This is a genomic window from Maritimimonas rapanae (assembly GCF_057837205.1).
The window spans coordinates 1390612-1407117 of record NZ_JBYQFI010000001.1 but is presented as its reverse complement, the minus strand read 5'-3'; the positions used below and the strand labels follow the sequence as shown (position 1 = coordinate 1407117).

Genomic DNA, 16506 nt, shown 5'->3' with positions numbered 1-16506 from the left:
CTTAAATAATTCCTTCTTTTAAAATATCATGTAAATGTACAACCCCAAGATATTTATTATCATCAGCAACTAAAAGTTGGGTGATGTTATGAGTCTCCATTAATTCTAAGGCATCGATAGCCATAGCAGTGCTTTCTATAGTCTTTGGGTTTGGACTCATTATGTCTTGAGCAGTTAGCCCATCAATGCTTTGGTTATTTTTAAGCATTCTTCTAATATCTCCATCTGTAATAACGCCAACTACATCATCATTTTTTGTAACGGCAGTTGTTCCCAAACGTTTTTCAGAAATTTCTATAATTACATCTGTTATAGATGCTTCAAGCGAAACTTCGGGTTTAGCGTTTTTATCTACAAGATCGTTAACACGTAAATAGAGTCTTTTACCTAAAGAACCACCTGGATGATACTTTGCAAAATCGTTACTTGTAAAATCTTTCATCTCAAGTAAACAAACTGCCAAAGCATCGCCAATAACCAATTGTGCAGTTGTGCTAGTTGTGGGTGCTAAATTATTAGGACATGCCTCTTGCTCTACATAAGAATTCAAAACAAAATCAGCGTTTTGCCCTAAAAAAGAATCTTTATTGCCAGTTATTGCTATTATTTTATTTTCAGAATTTTTAATAAGAGGTAGTAATACTTTGATTTCTGGGGTATTGCCGCTTTTAGAAATACAGACCACTACATCGTCTTTTTGTACAATACCTAAATCACCGTGAATTGCATCTGCCGCATGCATAAAAATTGCTGGAGTGCCGGTAGAATTTAAAGTAGCAACAATCTTATTAGCAATATTAGCACTCTTGCCAATACCAGTAACGACAACTCTACCGTTGTTATTTAATATAAATTTAACGGCATTTTCAAAGTCTTTATCCAAAAAATTTATTAAATTCGTTATCGCTTTACTTTCAATAGAAATAGTTTGCTTAGCAATATCTAGAATATTTTTTTTGAGGCTCAAAATTATTTTAGGTTTTATAAAAAAAAAGATATTAGTAACTATTTGCAAATGTATCTAAAATAATAGATAAATTTTTACCCGTCGTGACAAAATTAGACCTACACGCAGCTTTAAAAAAATATTTTGGTTTTGGTCAGTTCAAAGGATTACAAGAACAAGTAATAAATAGTATCCTTGCTGGTCAGAATACCTTTGTAATTATGCCCACTGGTGGAGGTAAATCACTTTGCTATCAATTACCAGCTTTAGTTCAAGAGGGTACCGCTATTGTTGTTTCTCCTCTGATTGCTTTAATGAAAAACCAAGTTGACGCTTTGCGCGGAATATCAACTGAACACGGTATCGCACATGTTTTAAATTCATCTTTAAATAAGACACAGGTAAATCAGGTAATGGATGATATTAGAAGTGGTATTACCAAACTACTATATGTAGCTCCAGAATCATTAACCAAAGAAGAATATGTAGATTTTTTAAAAGATCAAAATATCTCATTTGTGGCTATTGATGAAGCGCATTGTATTTCTGAGTGGGGGCACGATTTTAGACCAGAGTACAGAAATCTCAAAAACATTATAAAGAAGATCGACGATGTTCCTATTATTGGTTTAACTGCGACAGCAACACCAAAAGTTCAAGAGGATATTTTAAAAAACTTAGCGATGACAGATGCTACAACTTTTAAAGCATCTTTTAATAGAGCTAATTTATTTTATGAGGTTCGTCCAAAGACTAAAGAAGTACAAAAAGATATTATAAAGTTTGTCCGACAATATGCAGGAAAATCAGGCATTATCTATTGTCTCAGCCGTAAAATGGTGGAAGAAATTGCTCAGATTCTTCAGGTAAATGGAATAAAAGCAATACCATATCATGCAGGCTTAGATGCTAAAACAAGAGCAAAGCATCAAGATATGTTCTTGATGGAAGATGCTGATGTTGTGGTTGCAACCATAGCCTTTGGTATGGGTATCGATAAACCAGATGTTCGTTTTGTAATACATCATGATATTCCTAAAAGTTTAGAAAGTTATTATCAAGAAACTGGTAGAGCAGGTAGAGATGGAGGAGAAGGATATTGTCTTGCATTCTATGCTTATAAAGATATTGAAAAGTTAGAAAAATTTTTATCGGGCAAACCAGTTGCTGAGCAAGACATTGGTCATGCACTTTTACAGGAAGTAGTATCGTATGCCGAAACTTCTATGTCTCGCCGTAAGTTCTTGCTACATTATTTCGGTGAAGAATTTGATGAAGTGAATGGTGACGGAGCTGATATGGATGATAATGTCCGTAATCCAAAAAAGAAGAAAGAAGCTAAAAATGATGTTAAAATCTTGCTTGAAGTTATTAGAGATACTAATCAAGAATATAAATCTAAAGAGATTGTAAATACCATAGTTGGTAAAGAAAATGCATTGCTTAAATCACGTAAGACTGATAAAAAACCTTTCTTTGGAGTTGGTAAAGATAAAGACGGGTCACATTGGATGGCACTTATTCGCCAGATTTTAGTTGCTGGATATGTAAGTAAAGAAATAGAACAATATGGCGTCTTGAAAGTCACTAAAAAAGGACTCAACTTTATTCAAACCCCTGTTTCTTTTATGATGACTGAAGATCATGTGTATGCAACTGATAATGATGCTACTATTATAACAAACACTAAGAGTTCTGGTGGTGCTGTAGATGATCGGTTAATGCAAATGCTTAAAGATCTTAGAAAAAGTGTAGGTAAAAAGAAAGGTGTACCTCCATTTGCCGTTTTTCAAGATCCTTCTTTAGAGGATATGACCCTAAAATATCCTACAACTATTGAAGAGCTTTCTAATGTGCATGGAGTAGGAGATGGTAAGGCTAAAAAATATGGTCAATCTTTCATCGAATTAATTTCGAGATATGTAGAAGATAATGATATTGTTAAGCCTGATGATCTTGTTGTTAAAAGTGCAGGTTTAAACTCTTCATTAAAGCTGTTTATTATTCAAAATACAGATAAAAAAATTCCTTTAGGAGATATTGCAAAGTCTAAAGGCCTTACTATGGGCGAGTTAACGAAAGAGATGGAACGCATAGTTTATATGGGTACTAAATTGAACATAGATTATAGTATCGACGACTTATTAGATGAAGAACAACAAGAAGAAATTTATGAATACTTTATGGAAGCCGAAAACGACCGTATTCAAGAAGCTTTAGATGAGTTTGATGGTGATTATGATGAAGAAGAATTACGTCTAATGAGAATTAAGTTTATTAGTCAGGTAGCCAATTAATGTCCTAAATATTGCGTACTCAAAAAAGCTAATCCAAACCCTAATAGAACTACCACAAATTTTTTAATATTGAATTGATGATTCTGTGAACTTTCAAAAAGAATTGCAGTTGCTATATGTAAAAATACACCAATAATTACTGCGGTTATCTGAGTATGATATTGATGAAAAAAAGAACTATTTTCTGAAAATAAAAGACCTAAAGGACTCATTAAGGCAAAAGCAATAATGATTGTATATGCTACGGATTTAGATAAATTAGAATTTAATAAAAAAGCAGCTAATACTATGGTTACTGGTATTTTATGAATTACAATTCCCCAAAGCAAGGTATTGTTTTCAGTTGAATTTAACGGAATTCCCTCTACAAAGGCATGTATACTTAAACTTATAAAAAGTAACCAAGGCACTGTTGTTAGAGCAGAATGAGCATGAATATGACCATGTTCCGCTCCTTTAGAAAAGAATTCTAAGATTGTTTGTAATAAAATACCTAATAATATAAAGAGCCCAATATTTGTTTGATGCGACTCAAATACTTCAGGTATTAAATGCAAAACAGTTATTGATAATAAATAAGCACCACTAAAAGATAAAAGCAGTTGAATTAGCTTGGTCTTTGGTTTTAAAACAAGTACTACAAGTACTCCAAAAAGAACTGATAAAATTAAGGTGATAAAATTCATTCTAACACTAAAATTAGTCGAGTTGAGTTTTCTTTTTTAAAAGAATTTAAATTGTAGTCACCAAATATATGTTTTAATTTCAAACCTGCTTTGTTTATATATCCTTTAAAAGTTTCTAAATCAATATTTCGAACATATTCAGTAAAGTGATAATTTTCAGCATCTGCTTTAAAATGAATATCTTTTACAATAAAATCTGTATTTATAGACCTATCGATTTTGAACTCGATACCGTTTTTTGTTTGTATTTCTTGAGTAATTAGATGTTCTCTAACATAATCTGTATTTAAAAAATCTATTACTAACACTCCTTCTTTTTTTAATCCTTTTTTTAAATTTTTTAAGACTTCTATATTTGCCTCATCATCATCAAAATAACCAAAACTGGTAAACAAGTTAAAAATAGCATCATATCTTAACTGTAAGGGATTTCGCATATCGTGCACCTCAAATTTTAAAGTATTATTTTCGAATTGCTTGGCATATTTAATGCTGTTTTTTGAAAGATCTGCACCTACGACGTTGTAACCTAAAGAATTTAAGAAAACAGAATGACGCCCTTTCCCGCAAGGTAAATCTAAAATTTTGCTACTAGTTTTTAATTTTAGAAAAGAAGTAAGATTGCACATAAATAATTGAGCTTCATCATCATTTCTATCTTGATATAGAATATGGTAATACTTAGAATTAAACCAATATTGAAACCAATTTTTATTATCCATTACATGTAATACGAAACACAAAAGTAAGAAATCAATTCATAGGAATTTCAATAGACAGTTCTAAGCTTTAATCACAGTAAATTACTGTACTTTTGCAGAAATATTTTTAGAATGAATGAGAACTTTAAAATGGTTGCGAAAACCATGTTTGGTTTTGAAAACTTGCTAGCAAAAGAATTACGTCAATTAGGTGCTATGGATGTAAAAGAAGGTATACGTAGCGTTTCTTTTGTTGGCGATAATGGTTTTATGTACAAAGCAAATTTAGCCTTGCGTACATCTGTAAGAATATTGAAACCAATTAGAAAATTTAAAGTAAGAAACGAAGATGATTTATATAAGCAATTGCAATTTATTAAGTGGGAAAAGTATTTTACCCAAGAAGAGACTTTTGCTATAGATGCAGTTGTAAATTCAGATAATTTTACACATTCACATTATGCAGCTTTAAAATCTAAAGATGCTATAGTAGATTATTTTAGAAATAAATTTGGAATAAGACCAAATATAGATATTAAGCATCCTAACGTACAGTTAAACATTCATATTCAAAGAGAATTTTGTACAGTTTCATTAGATAGTTCAGGAGATTCATTACACAAAAGAGGATATAAAAGTGCTACGAACATTGCACCTATTAATGAAGTGTTAGCAGCAGGATTAGTGTTATTAAGTGGTTATGATGGAACCCAACACTTTATTGATCCTATGTGTGGAAGTGGTACTATTTTGATAGAAGCCGCTATGATATCTAACAATATACCAGCAAATATTAATCGCAGAGAGTTTGGTTTTGAACGTTGGAAAGATTTTGATGAGGACTTATTCGAAAAAATAAGAGAGTCTTTATTGAAGAGGATCAGATCTTCTGATAAGGAAATCATAGGTTTAGATAAAGCTCCATCTGCAGTACGAAAAGCATTCGATAACGTAAAGAATGCTAATCTAGATGATTTCATTAAGATAGAGCAAGAGAATTTTTTTAATACAGAAAAAACTATTGAAGGTAAAACGATTGTCTTGTTCAATCCGCCTTATGGAGAGCGCCTAGAGATAGATGTTCCTATATTTTATAAAGAAATTGGTAATACCTTAAAACAAGGGTATACAGACACAGATGCATGGTTAATTACTTCAGATTTTGAACAAGGTCTAAAAAATGTAGGCCTACGTACTTCAAAAAAGATCAAAGTATTTAACGGAAAATTAGAATGTCGCTTTGTAAAATATGAAATGTATAAAGGCAGTAAAAAAGTTAATAAACAATTTTCTAAAAACTAGAACGTAAGACTAGGTTTGAACTGACGATATTCAGTCTGGAAGGTTAACGCTTTATCTAACTGAGCCACTCTCGCAACACTTCATTGATAACGATCTATTTTAATTTATAGAATTACAATTTTAGTCTATTTGTATAAGTATTTCTATCGTACTCAACTTTCGCTTTTAAGTTTTTTTGTTAATAAAAATCAATTATTTTAATTATAAAAAATTAATATTAATTGATTGATAATAAGATAGTTGTAAATAATTATTTTTTTTATTTTCTAATACTATTACAATGCGAAATATTGTTAATAATTAAGAGTTAAACTATTTTAGAAAAGAATACCATTAGAGTAATTTAGATTTTAGAAAATTTTAAAACGAATCTTACTATTTAGGGAGGAGTCATAGTGTTTCGTTTAGATTTAAAATGATAACAAGTTTTATTTGCTAATTGAATAATCAAAGTGAACTCTAGAAGAAATTTTTTAAAGTCATCTACTTTTGCTGGTATTGCTGTTATAGCTAGTCCTAATCTAGCTTTTACAAATACCACAGAAAGTTTATCATTTACAGAGAAGGATTTAATTGGTAGAGGAAATCCTCAACTGTATGGTAAAGGTTATAGAATGTTGAAGAAAGCTCATCAAGCTTTTCAAGAAATGAGCCGTCACGCAGAAAGAGATGGATTTACTATACGAGTAGTATCTAGTTACAGAAGTTTTAATCACCAAAATTTAATTTGGACTCGTAAATATAAACGTTACCGCTCAAGAAAGTTAACACCTAAAGAAGCTGTTTATAGTAATATTCGTTATACAGCTATACCAGGTAGTTCTCGACATCATTGGGGAACTGAAATAGATGTAGTGAATGGTAGAATTAAAACTTCCAGATATCCACTAAGTACAAAAAATTTCCATGGTTATGGGATTTATAAAACATTCAGAGAATGGATGGATATTAACGCACATAAGTATGGATTCTATCAAGTCTACACAAATGATCATTCAAGAAAAGGATTTAAATACGAACCTTGGCATTATAGTTTTGCAGAATTAGGTAAGCCTATGTTAAAGGCATATAGAGAAAGAGAAGTGCAAGAGCTGTTAAAAAAGCAAGAATTATTGGGTCGCCAGCACTTTACAGAGTCTTTTATTAAAACCTATACAAAAAATAATATTATGGGTATAAATAGAAATCTATTATTTTAAATATACTAACTCATATTAATTAAAAAACCCAAGCAATTTGCTTGGGTTTTTTTGTAGCGAGGAGCAGAATTGAACTGCCGACCTCAGGGTTATGAATCCTGCGCTCTAACCATCTGAGCTACCTCGCCATTTTTGCGGTTGCAAATATAAAAACAAATTTATTGGCTACAAGTAAACGTATTTAATTTTTTGTAAAAAGTTTTTTTTAAAACAAATAATATATATATTGTCATCCTTAGTAAAATTAAAATTAATAAATGTCCGATAAAGTTAAGTTCGAAATAGAGTTTCCAATACACTCATCACCAAACTTTTTATACCAATATTTATCTACACCAGATGGGCTAGGTGAGTGGTTTGCAGACAACGTTAATTCTCGTAGTGATGTCTTTACTTTTATTTGGGATGATTCTGAAGAACAAGCCAAAAGAGTATCTTATAAAAACAATGAGCGTATTCGTTTTAAATGGTTAGAAGAAGATGAAGACACTTATTTTGAATTTAAGATTCAGGTAGACGATATAACCAAAGATGTTTCCTTAATTGTAACTGCTTTTGCAGATGAAGATGAAGTTGAAGAGTCTAAAATGTTTTGGGAAAATCAAGTTGATGAACTTAAACATACCATAGGAGCATAAAATACTTCCAACAAAGAATATGATAGGCCTTAATTTTAAGGCTTTTTTTAGCTTTAAACCTAAAAAGAATAGCCTAACATTCTGTATTTTTGCTCGCAACTAATAATTATCTTGATGATTAACTTTAACGGTAAAGTTTTACCTAAATCTAGTGTTTCGATTTCTACAGAGAACAGAGCTCTTAAATATGGTGATGCAATTTTTGAAACCATTAAAATAAAAAATAGAAAAGTGATTTTTGTTGAAGATCATTATTTTAGATTAATGGCATCTACTCGTATGTTACGTATGCAAATGGCAATGAACTTTACATTAGAATATTTTGAGGATGAAATACTAAAGCTTTTAGCTATTCTCAATTTAGACAATGCTCGCGTTCGTTTTTCAGTTTATAGAAAAGAAGGCGGGCTATATAATCCTGCAAATAACTCAACAGATTTTCTTATCGAAGCAAGTGGACTTATAGAAACTATTGCTGAAACTTATGAGGTAGAGTTATTTAAAGACCATTATATCCATTCAGGATTATTGTCAACGATTAAGTCAAATAACCGTTTGATCAATGTTGTAGCAAGTATCTTTAAATCTGAAAATGGTTATAACAATTGCTTATTATTAAATGAAAAAATACATTTGGTTGAAGCTATTAATGGAAATATTTTTTTAGTTAAAGGAAATACTATTTTAACCCCTGCATTGACAGAAGGCTGTATTAAAGGCATAGTTAGAAAGAAATTAATTGAAATAATTAATAAGGATGAAGAATTAACTATCGAAGAAACCGAAATTTCACCTTTTGAATTACAAAAATCAGACGAAGTCTTTATTACAAATGCAATTGTAGGAATTCAACCCATTACCAAGTATAGAAGAAAAACTTATAGCAAAGAAGTTACAGAGAAACTAAGTAAGAAATTAAACGCGTTGGCTTTATTGGCTTAATTTAAGCTAGGATTTTCGGGGGCGTTTGCCCAGATTTGATACTCTCCGCCAAATTTCATTAATTCATCTTTCCAGAAATTTTTGTGAGGAACACCAAAGATATTTTTGAATTTATTTTCAATTACTTTCCAAGAGGTAGTATCTAATTCATCTTGTAACTGTTCTTTACTCCATCCAGAATATCCTAAAAAGAATCGAATATCTTTTGGTGACAAAGTACCGTCCTCAAGTAATTGTTGAACACTATCGAAATCTCCTCCCCAAAAAATACCTTCACCAATTTCTACACTATCTGGTATCAATTCTGGTACACGATGAACAAAGTATAAATTCTCTTTTGAAACTGGCCCCCCATTATAAATTCTTAAGTCAGAATCTATCTCAGGTATTAAGTCACTAATGGTATAAGTAGATGGTTTATTAATAATAAAACCTACTGCACCTTCATCATTATGTTCAGAAAGCAAAATGATTGATCTATTAAACGAAGAATCGTTTAATATAGATGGCTCGGCGATCAAAAGTTTTCCTTTAGAAGGTTTTACAGTATACATAATAGATTAATATTCAACTAATATAACAAAATTTATAACAAAAAAAAACCTCCATTATTATGAAGGTCTTTCTATTTCTTTAAACTATTTTTAGTTTACAGAACCTTTTAATTCAGCACCTGGTCTAAACTTTACTACATTTTTAGCAGCTATTTTAATAGCCTTTCCAGTTTGTGGATTTCTACCATCTCTAGCAGCTCTTTTAGTAACTGACCAAGAACCAAAACCTACTAAAGAAACTCTTCCTCCTTTTTTAAGTGTACCTTCTACACATCCCATCATACTATCTAAAGCTTTTTTAGCAGCAGCTTTAGAAATTCCTGCATCAGCAGCCATAGTTTCTATTAATTCTGATTTGTTCATAATTAAAAAATTAAATTGATTAAATATTATTTTTGCTTTTCGTGAAAGCCCAACAAATATAGATTTTATAGGGTTTTACACAAGATTTGGCACCAAAAACTAGCTGTTTTGTTGATAAATTAGATGTAATTGTTAATAAAGGCAGGAAAAATCATTTAAAAAACACATAAAAGCCCATAAACAGGGGCTTACAGAACGTTTACATCTTTTTCAAAAGAGAATCCGTTTAAGAAGTCAGAAACTTTCATTTTTCGTTTACCTGATAACTGTAATTCGAGGATATTTATATATCCTTTTTTAACGGCAACTTTTAATTCTTTTTTAGAATGTATTACAGTGCCGATCACATTTGAATGAGGTGTTTTTTCTTTTTCTACTTTATAAATTTTCATTTCAAATGATTGATCTCCATTTTTAAGAACAGTCCAAGCAGCAGGATAGGGACTCAAGCCTCTAATTTTATTGTAAATCTTCTTACGAGATTTTTGCCAATCTATTCTACAGGTTTCTTTATATATTTTTGGAGCAGCCTTTAATTCTTTATTCGGCTGTTTCTTAGTTTCTAAAGACTCGTTAGCAATTGCCTCAACAGTTTTAACTACCAATTTACTACCAGCTATCATTAATTTATCGTGTAGGTCACCTGCAGTGTCTCTTTTTTTAATTTCAACCTTTTTTTGTAAGATAATTTCTCCAGTATCTATTTTTTCATCAATAAAAAAAGTAGTAACACCAGTTTTCTTTTCTCCATTTATAATAGCCCAATTAATTGGTGCTGCTCCACGATATTCTGGCAATAAAGATGCATGAAGGTTAAATGTTCCGTATTCAGGCATTTGCCAAACTACTTTTGGTAACATTCTAAAAGCAACAACAATTTGAAGATTTGCTTTTAATGCTCTCAATTCATTCAGAAAATATTCATTTTTTAGATTTGTAGGTTGCAAAATTGTTAGATTATTTTCTAGAGCAAATTTTTTAACTGCAGATTGATTTAATTTTCTGCCTCTACCAGCTGGCTTATCTGGTGCCGTAATTACACCAACCACTTTTAAATTATTTGTAAGTAAAGCACTTAAAGTACTGACAGCAAAGTCTGGTGTGCCCATAAAAACAATTCGCAAATCACGCATTGGTATTAAGTTCAAATTTATTGTGCGAAGTTAGCGTAATTTTGTTCTTTTCCAATAAGAACTGAAGCGTAGTAAGTACAAGATCTTTGTCAAGTTTTAATTGCTCTATAATTTCTCTAGATGTTTTTGCTTTTGAATCTTTTAATAAGTTACTAATCAATATGGAGGCACTTCTATAATCTGTTGATACTTCTTCTGTTTTTTGAGGTAAGCATACATCACAATTCCCACATTTTTCTATATTTTTTTCTCCAAAATAATATAATAATTGTACGGTTCTGCAGGTAGTAGAATTTCTTACATAACCTACAATAGCATCAAACTTTTGCTGCTTTATTTTATGTCGTTGTTTTATATTTTTTGAAATTCTGTTAATAACATAATCGTCTTCTCTTGGCACTAAAAATTGCAAGATATAATTACTGCTAATAACTTTATAATCAGCAATTTTATCATAATGAATTTTTTTTAAATTCTCAATTAGTAATTCTTTTGAAATACTAACTTTTTTTGATAGGGTATATTCATCAATTTTAATATGCTGCTCAAAGAGCCCACCATAAGTTCTTAGCAATGTTTTAATAAGATTATCAAGTTCTTTATCATGGCTTATATAATCAAACAATTGTTGCTGATTGACTGTAAATTTTAAAGAAGATTTTCTTCGAAAATTCTGATTTAATTCTACAATACTTTCTTTTTCTAATAGATCAATTGCTGTATATGTTTCTAAATATGGTAGATTATAGTTATTGCAAAATTCATTAAGATCAAATTGAAAAAATTCTAAAGGCTTTTCACCATTAGCAATACGATAGAATTGATTTAATTTTTGATAAATATCTTTTAAAAAATCGGTTGAAATTATTCCTTTTTTGAATTGTCTTTCAAATTGATGAATAGTGGCATTATTATATAGAAGAAAAGCGTTGGATTTTTCACCATTTCTACCTGCACGACCAGATTCTTGAATATAATTTTCTAAGCTAAAAGGTAAGTTCACATGTATAATTGTTGACACATTGGCTTTATCTATACCCATACCAAAAGCATTAGTAGCGACGATAACAGGTGTTTTCTCACAAAGCCAATTTTGATAAGACTGTTGCTTTTCGTCAGCAGGTAAACCACCATGATAATAACTACTTTTAAAACCATTTCTATTTAAGAAATCACTTAAATTTTTTGTGGTTTTTCTACTACTTGTATAAACAATAGCTGGAGACATTTTTTTAGATAATAGTTGTTTAGTGGTGTAGTTAATATCCTCTGTTCTAATCACATTATAAGCTAATTCTGGTCTTTTTAAGGTTTTATTAAATTGAACAACGTCTTTTAATTCGAGATTCTCTACTATATCATTTGCAACTTTAGCTGTAGCGGATGCTGTTAATGCTATAACTGATGCCTTAGGATGCATATTGATAAGAACATTGGTCTTTCGATAAGATGGTCTAAAATCATGCCCCCATTCAGAAATACAATGAGCCTCGTCTATTGCAATAAGATTTACATCTAATTGTTTTATTTTTTCTTGAATAAACTCTGATTGTAATCTTTCAGGAGATAGATACAAAAACTTAAAATTACCATACCGTAAATTATCGAAAAGATCTACTATTTCATCTTGTTTTAAGGAGGAAGATAATGCTACAGCTTTTACCCCTTTTTCTTTTAGACTTTTAACCTGATCTTGCATTAAAGCTACTAATGGAGATACAACAATACAAACTCCATCATTGATTAAGGCGGGAATTTGAAAGCAAATCGATTTGCCAGCTCCAGTTGGTAAGACAGCTAAAACATTTTTACCTAATAAAACACTAGTGATAATCTCTTTTTGAGGTTCTTTAAAAGAATCATATTTCCAATATTTTTTTAATACCTCTAATGGAGCAATCATTAATTGTTTTTAATGGTTCTTAAAATAAAATCAATACGATTATCAACAGAATCAATTGGTATTTCAATAACCTCATAATTAAGCTCTTGGTAGGTATTTTTTAGGTGATTGTATATAGCTAAAGATTGTTCGAAACTTTCGTAGCGCTCTTTATCAGTAATATAGATTTCTTCCCAAGGGGGCATTAAGAAAATAAGATCATATTTATACTCCTTACTTTTTTTAATATAAATATCTGGATATTCTACACCTAAATAATTCATATAGGCATGTACATCTGGTATGCCTCTGTCAAAAAAAACAAGTTTATCTTTGCTTTTATCTGCCTTTTTAAATTGTTTTTTTCTTCCTTCTAACAAAAGCTTGCTAAATAGTAAGGGGTCTTCTAAAAATAGCTGTTCGATACCATCTTCTTGAGCTTTTTTGGTAACTTGTCTAGATATTTCTTCAACACAATTAAATCCTTTCTTTACCAACTCATTAATTACTGTTGTTTTACCAGTACTTGGCCCTCCTGTAATTACTATTTTCTGCTGCATTTTTCCTGTAAAATTTCAGTTTTAACAAAGAAAAGAAAATATTTAATTAAGAAGAATAATATCGGTAATTTTGTCAGCACTTTTAAAGAATTTTAAAATGGTATTGTTTTTGAAAACTTTAGCTAAAATATCACGATGACAAAAGAGGATGCATTTTATATAAAATTAAAAGCTAGTTTAGAAGAAACTACTAGTTTTCCAACGGAGTATATGTATAAGTTTATTATACCTTCTAGCAAGGAGAAAATGACACAGATAGAAAATATCTTTAATCATACAGGTGCGGTAATTAATACAAAACCTTCTAAAACGGGTAAATACAATAGTATAACTGTTAGAGTTCAAATGAAAAATGCAGACGACGTGATTACAAAATATAAGGAAGTTTCTACAGTAGAAGGTGTAATTTCTTTGTGATTTATTTAACAAGAAAAATAAAAAATAAAAAATATTTTTGTTCGTTCTAAAATCTATTCCACGTTTTAAAAGATCAAGAAAATATTTTAGAAGAATTAGATGATGAGATTCAATAGATTTGTTCTTATAGTATTTATATTTTTAAGTACTTACAATTATGCACAGAGTAAAAAAGATATCATTTTTACTGTAGATTCTGAGCCAGTATATTCAACCGAATTTTTAAGAGTTTTTAATAAAAATAGAGATATCGTAGATGAAGAGAATAAAAAAACGATCGACGAATATCTCGAATTATATATCAACTATAAACTTAAGCTGAAGCAAGCTTATGAACTAGGATTAGATTCTGTTGATAGTTACAAAAAAGAATTAGAAAAATATAGAGAGCAATTAGTACAGCCATATTTAAAAGATTCAAAAGTTACTACGGCTTTAGTTAAAGAGGCATACGAACGAATGAAAACCGAGGTGAATGCCAGCCATATCTTGGTCAGATTGAGCCCTAAAGCTTCACCAGCAGATACTTTAAAAGCTTATAATAAGATTGTTGAAGCGAGAACCAAGATATTAAATGGAATTCCATTTGAGGAGGCTGCCAAATTATATTCTGAAGATCCTTCAGCTCAAAAAAATGGTGGAGACCTAGGATATTTTTCAGCTTTCGGCATGGTTTATTCTTTTGAAAATGCTGCTTACGCTAATGAAATAGGAAAAATTTCAATGCCTTTTAAAACCAATTTTGGTTATCATATTGTAAAAGTAAACGATAAACGACCATCTAGAGGAGAAGTAGAAGTTGCACATATAATGATCAAGAATAAAAAGAACGATTCTTTATTTGCAAAAATTCAAATCGATGATATTTATGCTAAGATTCAACAAGGTGATAAATTTGATTTTTTAGCTCGTAAATATTCAGAAGACAGACAAAGTGCAATGAAAGGTGGTAAATTACAGAAGTTTACTGCCAATAGAATGATAAAGCCTTTTGCAGATGTTTCATTTTCATTAGAAAAAGAAGACGATATTTCGAAACCGTTTGAAACGTCTTATGGCTGGCATGTAGTAAAATTAATTAAGAAACATCCGATTAAATCTTATGATGAATTGAAGGATGAGTTAACAAAAAAAATTGAAAATAGTGAGCGTGCTACGGCTATTGGTAAGTCTGTTGCTGATCGATTAAAAAAAGAATTTCAGATCAATTATGATAATGATATGAAACGAATTTTTTTGCAAAATGATACAAAAAAAATAGCCAGTAATTCAGATAATATGATCTATTCCATTTATGGAAAGAAAATAAAATTAAAAGATCTTGTTGCTTATAATGAGAAACAGAGAAATAAATCATTACGGGCAACTTATAATGATTTTCTAGACCAAGAACTATTGAATTATTATAAGGATAATCTTGAAAAAGACAACCAAGACTTTGCCATTACCATGCAAGAATACAAGGATGGTTTATTGTTATTTGACCTTTTACAAGAAAAAGTATGGAAACGCTCAGAAAATGATACAGTCTCATTACAAAAATATTTTAATGAGCATCGCGAAGACTACAAGCATAACAAGCGAGGTGATCTAATTTTAGCAACTTGTACTAAATTAGAAAAGGCGCAGCTGGTAAAAAAATATTTAGAAGAAGATAAATCGGTAGAAGAAATTAAGAAATTGGTGAATGAAGATCCTACTATTCATGTGTTATTTTCACAAGGAATTATTGAGGCTGATAACAAAAAACTACCAAAGAATTTCGAATTAAAAGAAGGAGTGTCTAAAATTTATAATGAAGAGAAGAATTATTTTGTTGTAAAGGTTAAAAAAGTAATAGAACCTTCTTTAAAAGAATTAAAAGAGGCTAAAGGTTTGGTTATGAATGATTTTCAAGATAAGCTTGAAAAAGATTGGATAGCAGAATTGAGAAATAAATATGAAGTAAAGATTAATAAGCGTACCCTTAAAAGACTGATTAAACAAAACCCTAATTAGAAGATTGAATAGAATATTATCATATTGTTTTTTTATTTTGATTACAGCAATTTCATGTGTTGGCAAATCAGAGAATGGTGGTGCTGTAGCTCGTGTTTACGATTCTTATTTATATCAAGATGAATTAGATGTTATTTTACCAGAACAAATTCAGGAGAAAGACAGTGTGCTATTAACAAAAGATTTCTTGAACAATTGGGCTAAAAAACAATTGTTATTAAAAAAGGCTGAGATTAACCTTGGAGATGATATTGATAAAATTGATGAATTAGTTGCTCAATACCGCCAAGATCTTTTAATAAATAAATATAAAGAGGCCGTAGTTGAGCAATATTTAGACACAATGGCAACTTCTAAAGATGTTGCTGCATTTTACAATGAAAATAAAGAGATTTTTAAACTAAATGAAGAACTAGTTAAGATCATGTATATTCATTTTGGTAACGAAGTTTTAAATCCTAAAGATTTCGAAGAATTATTTAGGTCAGATAAACAAGAAGATCTCGACAGCTTAAAATCAAAAGAATTAGAGTTAAAATCTTTTAATTTAAATGATTCTATTTGGATTCGATTGGAGGACATCTTAAAAGAAATACCATCTTTAGACTCTGAGGATAAAGAACGAATATTAAATAAAAGTAAGTTTTTTGAAAAGAAAGATCCTTTAGGAGTATATTTGATCGCTGTAAAAGAAGTACTTAAAAGAGGTGATATAGCACCGATGAGCTACGTAGTACCAACAGTAAAACAAATGATTTTACATAGACGTAAGTTAGAATTATTGAAAAAAATAGAAGAAACACTTATAGAAGATGCAATTAATAATAAAGAATTTGAGATTTATGAACGTGAGTAAAAAAATAACAGCATTATTTGTGGCGATATTAA

16 protein-coding genes and 1 tRNA gene are annotated in these 16506 nt (G+C 30.1%); 8 read left to right on the top strand and 9 right to left on the bottom strand.

Features of this window, described 5'->3' with window-relative positions; genetic code table 11:
• Position 1: 1 nt before the first annotated feature.
• On the bottom strand, positions 2–967 hold the full coding sequence (locus tag AC3IF2_RS06665; RefSeq protein ID WP_489166291.1) for a KpsF/GutQ family sugar-phosphate isomerase: 966 nt from the start codon (positions 965–967) through the stop codon (positions 2–4).
• Positions 968–1050: 83 nt separating this feature from the next.
• On the opposite strand from AC3IF2_RS06665, the gene recQ reads away from it, so the two are divergent.
• Positions 1051–3243, top strand: coding sequence for a DNA helicase RecQ (gene recQ, locus AC3IF2_RS06660; protein ID WP_489166290.1), 2193 nt, complete (start codon positions 1051–1053; stop codon positions 3241–3243).
• Here recQ and AC3IF2_RS06655 read toward each other — a convergent pair.
• Together AC3IF2_RS06655 and AC3IF2_RS06650 are read right to left on the bottom strand one after the other, a co-directional pair.
• Entirely contained in the window at positions 3240–3929 is a 690-nt protein-coding gene (locus AC3IF2_RS06655) for a ZIP family metal transporter (RefSeq protein WP_489166289.1), read from the bottom strand. The two genes, recQ and AC3IF2_RS06655, sit on opposite strands and share 4 nt — an antisense overlap.
• Entirely contained in the window at positions 3926–4651 is a 726-nt protein-coding gene (locus tag AC3IF2_RS06650) for an SAM-dependent methyltransferase (RefSeq protein WP_489166288.1), read from the bottom strand. Before AC3IF2_RS06650 ends, AC3IF2_RS06655 begins: the two co-directional genes overlap by 4 nt.
• Before the next feature lie 111 nt (positions 4652–4762).
• On the opposite strand from AC3IF2_RS06650, the gene AC3IF2_RS06645 reads away from it, so the two are divergent.
• Together AC3IF2_RS06645 and AC3IF2_RS06640 are read left to right on the top strand one after the other, a co-directional pair.
• The gene (locus AC3IF2_RS06645; protein WP_489166287.1) at positions 4763–5932 is read left to right on the top strand and encodes a THUMP domain-containing class I SAM-dependent RNA methyltransferase; all 1170 of its coding nucleotides are present in this window, start codon (positions 4763–4765) and stop codon (positions 5930–5932) included.
• 452 nt (positions 5933–6384) lie between these two features.
• Positions 6385–7131: a M15 family metallopeptidase gene (locus AC3IF2_RS06640; protein WP_489166286.1), complete on the top strand. Its 747-nt coding sequence runs from the start codon at positions 6385–6387 to the stop codon at positions 7129–7131.
• A 54-nt stretch (positions 7132–7185) separates the two neighbouring features.
• On the opposite strand, the gene AC3IF2_RS06635 is transcribed toward AC3IF2_RS06640, so the two are convergent.
• Positions 7186–7259, bottom strand: a tRNA-Met gene (locus AC3IF2_RS06635).
• Between the two features lie 129 nt (positions 7260–7388).
• Between AC3IF2_RS06635 and AC3IF2_RS06630 the strand changes: the two genes are divergently transcribed.
• Both AC3IF2_RS06630 and AC3IF2_RS06625 read left to right on the top strand, forming a co-directional pair.
• Positions 7389–7769, top strand: a complete 381-nt coding sequence (locus tag AC3IF2_RS06630; protein ID WP_489166285.1) for an START-like domain-containing protein — start codon at positions 7389–7391, stop codon at positions 7767–7769.
• 114 nt (positions 7770–7883) lie between these two features.
• On the top strand, positions 7884–8711 hold the full coding sequence (locus AC3IF2_RS06625; protein ID WP_489166284.1) for an aminotransferase class IV: 828 nt from the start codon (positions 7884–7886) through the stop codon (positions 8709–8711).
• Here AC3IF2_RS06625 and AC3IF2_RS06620 read toward each other — a convergent pair.
• The 5 genes from AC3IF2_RS06620 to AC3IF2_RS06600 all read right to left on the bottom strand — a co-directional run bounded on the left by AC3IF2_RS06620 (position 8708) and on the right by AC3IF2_RS06600 (position 13203).
• Complete coding sequence (locus AC3IF2_RS06620; RefSeq protein ID WP_489166283.1) at positions 8708–9265, bottom strand: YqgE/AlgH family protein; 558 nt, start codon at positions 9263–9265, stop codon at positions 8708–8710. The two genes, AC3IF2_RS06625 and AC3IF2_RS06620, sit on opposite strands and share 4 nt — an antisense overlap.
• A 90-nt stretch (positions 9266–9355) precedes the next feature.
• Positions 9356–9628, bottom strand: a complete 273-nt coding sequence (locus AC3IF2_RS06615; RefSeq protein WP_489166282.1) for an HU family DNA-binding protein — start codon at positions 9626–9628, stop codon at positions 9356–9358.
• A 188-nt stretch (positions 9629–9816) separates the two neighbouring features.
• Positions 9817–10761 carry a methionyl-tRNA formyltransferase gene (gene fmt / locus AC3IF2_RS06610; RefSeq protein WP_489166281.1) on the bottom strand — a complete coding sequence of 315 codons (945 nt, stop codon included), beginning with the start codon at positions 10759–10761 and terminating at the stop codon, positions 9817–9819.
• Positions 10754–12664 (bottom strand): RecQ family ATP-dependent DNA helicase, encoded by a 1911-nt coding sequence (locus tag AC3IF2_RS06605; RefSeq protein ID WP_489166280.1) that lies wholly within the window; start codon positions 12662–12664, stop codon positions 10754–10756. The genes fmt and AC3IF2_RS06605 overlap by 8 nt, the downstream gene beginning before the upstream one ends.
• A complete protein-coding gene (locus tag AC3IF2_RS06600) occupies positions 12664–13203 on the bottom strand; it encodes an AAA family ATPase (RefSeq protein WP_489166279.1) in 540 nt (179 codons plus the stop codon). Before AC3IF2_RS06600 ends, AC3IF2_RS06605 begins: the two co-directional genes overlap by 1 nt.
• Positions 13204–13338: 135 nt before the next feature.
• On the opposite strand from AC3IF2_RS06600, the gene AC3IF2_RS06595 reads away from it, so the two are divergent.
• The 3 genes from AC3IF2_RS06595 (at position 13339) to AC3IF2_RS06585 (ending at position 16474) form a co-directional block, all read left to right on the top strand.
• Positions 13339–13620: a DUF493 family protein gene (locus tag AC3IF2_RS06595; protein WP_489166278.1), complete on the top strand. Its 282-nt coding sequence runs from the start codon at positions 13339–13341 to the stop codon at positions 13618–13620.
• A 99-nt stretch (positions 13621–13719) separates the two neighbouring features.
• Complete coding sequence (locus AC3IF2_RS06590; RefSeq protein WP_489166277.1) at positions 13720–15618, top strand: peptidylprolyl isomerase; 1899 nt, start codon at positions 13720–13722, stop codon at positions 15616–15618.
• Positions 15619–15622: 4 nt separating this feature from the next.
• Positions 15623–16474 (top strand): hypothetical protein, encoded by an 852-nt coding sequence (locus AC3IF2_RS06585; protein WP_489166276.1) that lies wholly within the window; start codon positions 15623–15625, stop codon positions 16472–16474.
• Positions 16475–16506: the final 32 nt, after the last annotated feature.

Coding starts and splice junctions, on each gene's coding strand:
- AC3IF2_RS06650 (WP_489166288.1), bottom strand. CDS start 4,651: ATGGATAATAAAAATTGGTTTCAATATTGGTTTAATTCTAAGTATTAC.
- AC3IF2_RS06600 (WP_489166279.1), bottom strand. CDS start 13,203: ATGCAGCAGAAAATAGTAATTACAGGAGGGCCAAGTACTGGTAAAACA.
- AC3IF2_RS06595 (WP_489166278.1), top strand. CDS start 13,339: ATGACAAAAGAGGATGCATTTTATATAAAATTAAAAGCTAGTTTAGAA.
- AC3IF2_RS06605 (WP_489166280.1), bottom strand. CDS start 12,664: ATGATTGCTCCATTAGAGGTATTAAAAAAATATTGGAAATATGATTCT.
- AC3IF2_RS06630 (WP_489166285.1), top strand. CDS start 7,389: ATGTCCGATAAAGTTAAGTTCGAAATAGAGTTTCCAATACACTCATCA.
- AC3IF2_RS06625 (WP_489166284.1), top strand. CDS start 7,884: ATGATTAACTTTAACGGTAAAGTTTTACCTAAATCTAGTGTTTCGATT.
- AC3IF2_RS06655 (WP_489166289.1), bottom strand. CDS start 3,929: ATGAATTTTATCACCTTAATTTTATCAGTTCTTTTTGGAGTACTTGTA.
- fmt (WP_489166281.1), bottom strand. CDS start 10,761: ATGCGTGATTTGCGAATTGTTTTTATGGGCACACCAGACTTTGCTGTC.
- AC3IF2_RS06620 (WP_489166283.1), bottom strand. CDS start 9,265: ATGTATACTGTAAAACCTTCTAAAGGAAAACTTTTGATCGCCGAGCCA.
- AC3IF2_RS06645 (WP_489166287.1), top strand. CDS start 4,763: ATGAATGAGAACTTTAAAATGGTTGCGAAAACCATGTTTGGTTTTGAA.
- AC3IF2_RS06590 (WP_489166277.1), top strand. CDS start 13,720: ATGATGAGATTCAATAGATTTGTTCTTATAGTATTTATATTTTTAAGT.
- AC3IF2_RS06615 (WP_489166282.1), bottom strand. CDS start 9,628: ATGAACAAATCAGAATTAATAGAAACTATGGCTGCTGATGCAGGAATT.